Below are 6391 nucleotides of genomic sequence, written 5' to 3'. Positions count from 1 at the left end.
GGCCGCCGCCGCGGCGGGCCTGGTGATGGTCGGGCTGGGGTGGAGGCTGCGGCGCGGCACGCCGGGCTTCGGGCTGACGCTTCAGGGCGGCGGCGTGGCCGTGCTCTACCTGACCGTTTACTCGGCGTACGCGCTCTACGGCATCCTGCCGTCGCTACCGGCGATCGCGCTGATGGCGGTCGTCTCCGTGTTGTGCGGTGCGCTGGCGGTCCTCCAAAACGCTCCCGGCTTGGCCGTTCTGGGCGTCGCGGGCGGATTCGCGGCTCCGGTCTTGGCGGGCACGAACGACGGGAGCCACATCCTCTTGCTGAGCTACTACGCGCTCTTGAACCTGGGCGTGCTCGGCGTCGCGTGGTCGAAGGGCTGGCGCTCGGTCGCCGTCGTCGGGTTCGTGTCGACGTTCGTGACGGGCGGCCTGTGGGGCGGTCTCCGGTACAGCCCCGACCTCTACGGGAGCGTCCAGCCGTTCGTGATCCTGAACTTCGCGATCTACCTCGCGTTGGCCGTTCGCTTCGCGGTCCGCTCGGCCCAGACCTCAACGCCGGAGCGTGCCCTGGTCGTGGACGGCGCGCTGGTGTTCGGGCTCCCCGCGGCGACGTTCGCACTCCAGGCCGGACTCATCGAGGGCGTGGTCCCCTTTGGGCGTGCGTGGAGCGCAGCGATCCTGGCCGTCGTCTACTTGGTGGGTGCGGGGCTGCTGCGGAAGCGCAGAGACCTCGGCCTGCTCGCGGACGGATTCCTGGCCGTCGGCCTCGCGTTCGCGACGTTGGCGCTCCCGCTCGCCTTCGAGCGCGTGCTGGTGGGCGCGCTGTGGGTCTTGGAGGGCGCCGGGCTCGTCTGGGTCGGCATGCGTCAGCGGAAGGGCTGGATGAAGGTGGCCGGCATCGGGCTCCAGGCGGTCGCGGCGTCGGTCCTGTTCGGCGAGGGCGTCGTGACGCCGGACGACGCGTTCACGGCCGAGACGCTGACCGGGTGGGTCGTGGCCGTCGGGCTCGGGCTGTCCGCCTACCTGGTGCAACGGCCCGCCCTCGAGGCCGAGCCAGAGACGCCCGCCCTCGAGGACGCCGGCGGAGACCTCGCCCTCGAGGCCGACGCGGACCGGCCCCTCATCGAGACGCCGCCGCACAAACGGTGGGGCATCCCCGGCTGGGAGCGGCCGGCGAGCCTGGCCCTGCTCGGTGCTGCCCTGTTCTGGTGGACGCTGACGGTCACGGCCCACGTCTTGGATATCGCTGCCGACCGGCATCAATTGGCCGCGATGCTGGGCGCCACGGCGCTGTCCGGTGCGTTGTTCGTGGGGCTCGGGAAGGCGTTGTCGTGGCGCGCGATACGGGTGGCCGCGTTCGGCATGGTCCCAGCGGCGGGGTCGCTGTGGGTCGTCGCGTTGTTTACCGACACGGTCTTGGCCGCCGGGTGGCGCGGCCCGGCGTGGCTCGCCGTGTTCGCGTCGGCGGCGTGGGCGCTGGCCTCAGGTCGAGACGTGCGGTTCCGCCGCCCCGCTTACATCGGCGCTGTCTGGCTCGGGGCGGCCGTCGTCGCGTTCGTGGTGGGAGAGGGTCTCGTCGAGGGGGTTCGGAGCGACGACGATTACTACTACGAGTTTTGGGATCTGGTATGGCCGCTCGGAGCCTTCCTCTCCGTCTGGGTCGCTGCCCTCGTGGCGTCGTGGCGCGTGCCCGCGTCGTGGGCCTCGAGGTCGGAGCGCGTGACCTCGACGCTGGGCCTGATCGTCGCGGTGGTGTGGTGGACGATGGCGTCGTGGGGGCTCTCGGGTGATGCAGACCCCTTACCAACGCTTCCCGTCCTCAATCCGCTCGGTCTGCCAACCGTCGCGCTTCTGCTCGTGCTGGTGTCGGTGCGGTCCGGGTTTGAATACAACGCGCGGCGCGTGTTCTCCGTCGTAATCGGCGGGCTCGGGTTCGCAGCGCTCACCGTCGAGGTCGCCCGCGGAGCCCACGCGGCCGGCGCCGCGGCCTACGACCTCGATGCGCTGTACGCGTCCTCGACGGTCCAGGCCGCGCTCGCCGTCACGTGGACCGTCCTCGCGCTCGTGCTCACTATCGTCGCGGCCCGCCGCGAGAGTCGCGGGCTGTGGTTCTTCGGCGCCGCCATCCTGGGCCTGGTCGTGGCCAAGCTGTTCCTGGTCGATCTGTCCCAGGCCGAGGCCTTGGTCCGCATCGGTGCGTTCTTGGTGGTCGGGACCCTGGTGCTGCTGATCGGGTACCGAGCCCCGCTCCCGCCGGCCCGCGCCGACCACGAGCCCTCCCCAGACCTCGACGCGTGATGACCCTGCTCCCCGACGCCGCCCGCCTGTGGCTGTTCACCCTCGACCGCACCGTCTCCGCCCTCGAGGCCGACGCGCTTCGTCGACACCTCGGCGCCTGGCTCCCGTCGTGGCAAAGCCACGGCCGTCCCGTCCGCGCCGCCGCTGACGTCTTGAAGGGCCGCGTGCTCGCCGTCGGCGCCGTGATCTCGGAAGCCGACCTAAACGCCGGCGTCTCCGGCTGCGGCATCGACTCGATGGAGCGGGCGGTCGCCGCCGCCCTCGAGGCCGAGAACGTGTCGCTCGCGCCCGCGCTCGGCGTGACGTACCGGGACGGCGACGCGTGGGAGACGGCCACCCGGCCCGCGTTCCGACGCCTGGTGAAAGCCGATGAGGTTGGGGCCGAGACGGTCGTCCTCGACGTGACCTCGGACACGGTCGGGGCGCTGAGGGAGCGCGGCATTGCTCGGCCCGCAGGCGAGACCTGGGCCGGGAGAGCGTTCGCGCTCGCTTAGGTGGCGCTGCCGCGAGTCCCTACTCGTGCCACCACCGGCCGCGAGATCCTGCTGGGCACGGCGGCCGTCGCGGCCTTGATGTCCGTCGGGACGGCGGGCTACGTCTGGATCGAGGGCTGGCGGGTGATGAACGCGTTCTACATGACGTTCATCACGCTGAGCACGATCGGTTTCGCCGAGGTCCGCCCGCTCTCCGACGCCGGGAAGCTGTTCACGATCGGGCTCGCGTTCGTCGGCATCGGTACGTTCGCGACCATCGCCTCGCGCGTCGTCCAACTCCTGGTCACGACCGCCACTCTCCGCCAACGCGCCATGGAACGCCGGATCAACAGACTGTCGGGTCACTACGTCATCGCAGGCTACGGGAAGCTGGGCGAGTCGATCGTGGGGGACTTGGTGGCGGCCGGTCGGGACGTCGTCGTGATCGACCGGAGCGACGACCGCATTGCCGACCTCGACGCGGCCGGGATCCCCTTCGTTCAGGCCGAGGCCGAGGAGGAGGCGTCGCTCCTCGAGGCCGGCATCGACCGGGCGGCCGGGCTGGTCCTCGTCCTGCCGCAGGACGCGTCGAACGTGTTCGTCGCGCTGTCGGCGAGGGAGATCGTGGACCGCTCTGACCTGTTCATCGTCGCCCGAACCAACGAGCAGACCGCGACCAAGAAGCTCTTGCGCGCCGGGGTGGACAAGGTGATCTCGCCGCTCGAGATCGGCGCCGACCGGATCGCGCAGACCATCCTGCGCCCTCGCGTCGACCGGTTCATGGAGAAAGCGCTGGGCGTCGGAACGCTCGACGTCGACCTCGAAGAGGTGGTCATCCAGGACGGCAGTTTGCTCGACGGGATCTCCCTGGTCGACGTCGACTTCCGAAGTCGCTTCGATGCCATCGTCGTCGGCGTCCTGCGCGCGGCGACGGGCGAGGGGCTGTTCAACCCGGAGGCCCGGCTCGTCCTCGAGGCCGGCGACACGCTCATCGTGCTGGCCTCGGCCGAGCCCCTGCGTCGGCTCCGCATCGAGGGCGCGGGAATGACCGTGTAGAACGCGACACCGAAGTCGGGCAGACCACCGTATGGCTCCCCGCATGCGCGAGGGCGACTCGGCTGCCGTACAGTCTCCAGGACGGACCAGGCGGGCGCGCCACACCTCGAGGTCGCTTCTTTTCGCCCTCGAGGTCGGTCCTGTCGCCGTGTAAGCAATCACCCACGTGAAGCGTCCACAGGGGGGCAATCGTCGGGGCTCGGTCCCGTTTTCAAGCTCTATCGCCGTCCTCGAGGTCGACGGCACGGCCGGTGCCTGTCGGACCCTACTCTGCGCTCGCGCGGTATACTCGACCTCGATTCCGAATGCTCCCCACCATGCGTTTCCTCGCTGCCTTCCTCCTCGTCGCCTGCGCCGTCCCGGCCTCCGCCCAGAGCGCGGCGGACCGCGCCGCCGACGGTGCCATCTCCGCGGACTTCGCCACCGACGGTCCCGTCACGTACTTCAGCCAGGCGTGGCTGGTGGACACCATGAACCGCCGGACCTCGGAGTCCATCCGCGAGGTCCCGCGCGTCCACTACGACTACTACGTCGTCCCCCAGGGCCAGAACCGGCTCGAGGCGCGGCTCAACCTCTACAGCCGGTTCGGCGGTGACCGCGACGTGATCAAGCCGCTCTTGTGGCTCTTGAACCGGAACGACCTGGAGAACCTGAGCCCCGGCGACACGCTCATCGTCCCGACGCACTTCGGCCTCGACTTCCGGGCCTACTCGCCGTTCCCGCGCTACTACCCCGGTGCGGCCGACCTCGACAAGATCGTGATCCTGGACAAGAACATCCAGGCGTGGGGCGCCTACGAGCGCGGCGAGCTCGCGCGGTGGGGCATCATCAACACGGGCACCGAGAGCGCGCGGACGCCGAGCGGCCGGTTCAACGTCAACTGGCAGCAGGAGTACCGCGTCTCGACGCTCAGCCCCGGCTTCGGCTCGTCGGACCCCGACGCCGAGCTGTGGGAGATGTACTGGGTCATGAACCTGCACGAGGCGCGCGGCATCCACATGCACCAGTACGCGCTCCCGACCTCGGGGCCGGCCTCGCACGGCTGCATCCGCATGTTGGAGCCCGACGCCCAGTGGCTCTACAACTGGGTCGACACGTGGGACGTCGAGGGCCAGCGTGACCCGATCTCGTCGGCCGGTGCCAACATCACGGACCAGGGGACGATCGTGCTCATCATCGGGGAGGACATCTCGGAGCCGCCGCAGCCGTTCCTGCACCGCGAGCGCTACCCGGTCATCCGGATGGTCAACCTGCCGCCGGACCCGTACATGGTGCCGCCGGGCACGGACCAGCAGCGGGCCTTCGACCGGCTCCGCGGGCGCCGCAGCTAGCCGCCCTCGAGGACGACTTTGAGACGGCCTCTGCCCGATGGGTGGAGGCCGTTTTTGCAGAGGGAATGCCAATGAGACCACCGGTGCCCGACTCTCAACGCGCTACCCGAGGCGGGGCCGGCACGGCGCTCGTGATCGGGGCGGGTCCCGCGGGACTGATGGCCGCCGAGGTCCTGGCGGGGGCAGGCATGTCCGTCGTCGTCGCAGACCAGATGCCGACGCCGGCTCGGAAATTCCTGATGGCCGGCAAGTCAGGCCTCAACCTCACAAAGCAAGACGACCAGTTCGACGCGGCGTACGGCGAGGTGCCGCCCGCCTTCGCGCGTGCCGTCTCCGAGTTCGGCCCCGCCGACGTCATGCGGTGGGTCACCGACCTGGGCCAAGAGGTCTTCGTCGGATCGACCGGGCGCGTGTTTCCTGTCGCGATGAAGGCGTCGCCGCTGCTCCGGGCCTGGCTGAGGCGGCTGGACGGCCTCGAGGTCGACCTGCGGGCGCGGTGGCGCTGGGTGGGCTGGCATGATGGTCGAGCCGCGTTCGACACGCCAGACGGGCCACGAGAGGCCGTCGCAGATGTCACCATCCTCGCACTCGGCGGGGCGAGTTGGCGAAGGTTGGGCAGCGACGGCGAGTGGGCGGCGCAGATGCCTGGCTCGGTGGCGCCCTTTCAGGCGGCCAACGTCGGGCTCCGAGTCGACTGGTCTGCCCACATGGAGCGCTGGCATGGGCAGCCGCTCAAGGGCGTCGCGTTTACCGCGGGAGCGCTAACCAGCCGGGGAGAGGCAGTGGTAACGGCTCGCGGCCTCGAGGGCGGCGGCATCTACAGCGTCAGCAGCGCTGTCCGAGACGGGGCCGATCTGACGGTGGATCTGTTCCCGGACCTGTCCCACGCCGTCGTTGCCGAGCGCCTGGCCCGGCAGAGCCCGAAGGCGAGCGTGGCGACGCGTCTGCGCAAGGCGCTGCGTCTAGAAGGCGTCCGCGCCGCGTTGCTCAACGAGTGCGGACGACCGTTCGGCACGGACCTGCCCGGAGTCCTCAAAGCGCTCCCCGTGCGCCATGCGGGCGTGTCGCCGATGGACGAAGCGATCTCGACGGCCGGAGGGCTCCGGTTCGGTGCGCTGGACGGGTTTCGGCTGGTAGACCACGCGTCGGTCTACGCCGCCGGCGAGATGCTCGACTGGGAGGCGCCGACGGGCGGCTGGCTGATCACCGGCTGCCTGGCGACCGGGCGGGCCGCCGCGCTGCAAGCG

At 70.5% G+C, this 6391-nt stretch carries 5 protein-coding genes; all 5 read left to right on the top strand.

The features are described from left to right. A partial coding sequence (locus WBA11_RS04900; RefSeq protein ID WP_424519602.1) for a DUF2339 domain-containing protein occupies nucleotides 1-2284 on the top strand: 2284 nt, incomplete at its 5' end. Then, on the top strand, nucleotides 2284-2778 hold the full coding sequence (locus WBA11_RS04895; protein ID WP_424519601.1) for a hypothetical protein: 495 nt from the start codon (nucleotides 2284-2286) through the stop codon (nucleotides 2776-2778). The genes WBA11_RS04900 and WBA11_RS04895, both read left to right, overlap by 1 nt. Next, the gene (locus WBA11_RS04890) at nucleotides 2779-3813 is read left to right on the top strand and encodes a potassium channel family protein (protein WP_424519600.1); all 1035 of its coding nucleotides are present in this window, start codon (nucleotides 2779-2781) and stop codon (nucleotides 3811-3813) included. 317 nt (nucleotides 3814-4130) lie between these two features. After that, on the top strand, nucleotides 4131-5144 hold the full coding sequence (locus WBA11_RS04885) for a L,D-transpeptidase family protein (RefSeq protein WP_424519599.1): 1014 nt from the start codon (nucleotides 4131-4133) through the stop codon (nucleotides 5142-5144). 71 nt (nucleotides 5145-5215) lie between these two features. After that, the coding region (locus WBA11_RS04880) for a TIGR03862 family flavoprotein (RefSeq protein ID WP_424519598.1) at nucleotides 5216-6391 on the top strand (1176 nt) is incomplete at its 3' end.

The sequence above is a fragment of the Rubrivirga sp. genome (genome assembly GCF_049648075.1).
In the GTDB taxonomy this organism is placed as follows: Bacteria; Bacteroidota; Rhodothermia; order Rhodothermales; family Rubricoccaceae; genus Rubrivirga.
The sequence above is the reverse complement of the archived record's forward strand: the minus strand, read 5'-3'. Positions and strand labels throughout refer to the sequence as shown.

Bases quoted from the DNA above. Each gene is read 5' to 3' on its own strand.
- WBA11_RS04895 (WP_424519601.1), top strand. From the start codon at position 2,284: ATGACCCTGCTCCCCGACGCCGCCCGCCTGTGGCTGTTCACCCTCGAC.
- WBA11_RS04885 (WP_424519599.1), top strand. From the start codon at position 4,131: ATGCGTTTCCTCGCTGCCTTCCTCCTCGTCGCCTGCGCCGTCCCGGCC.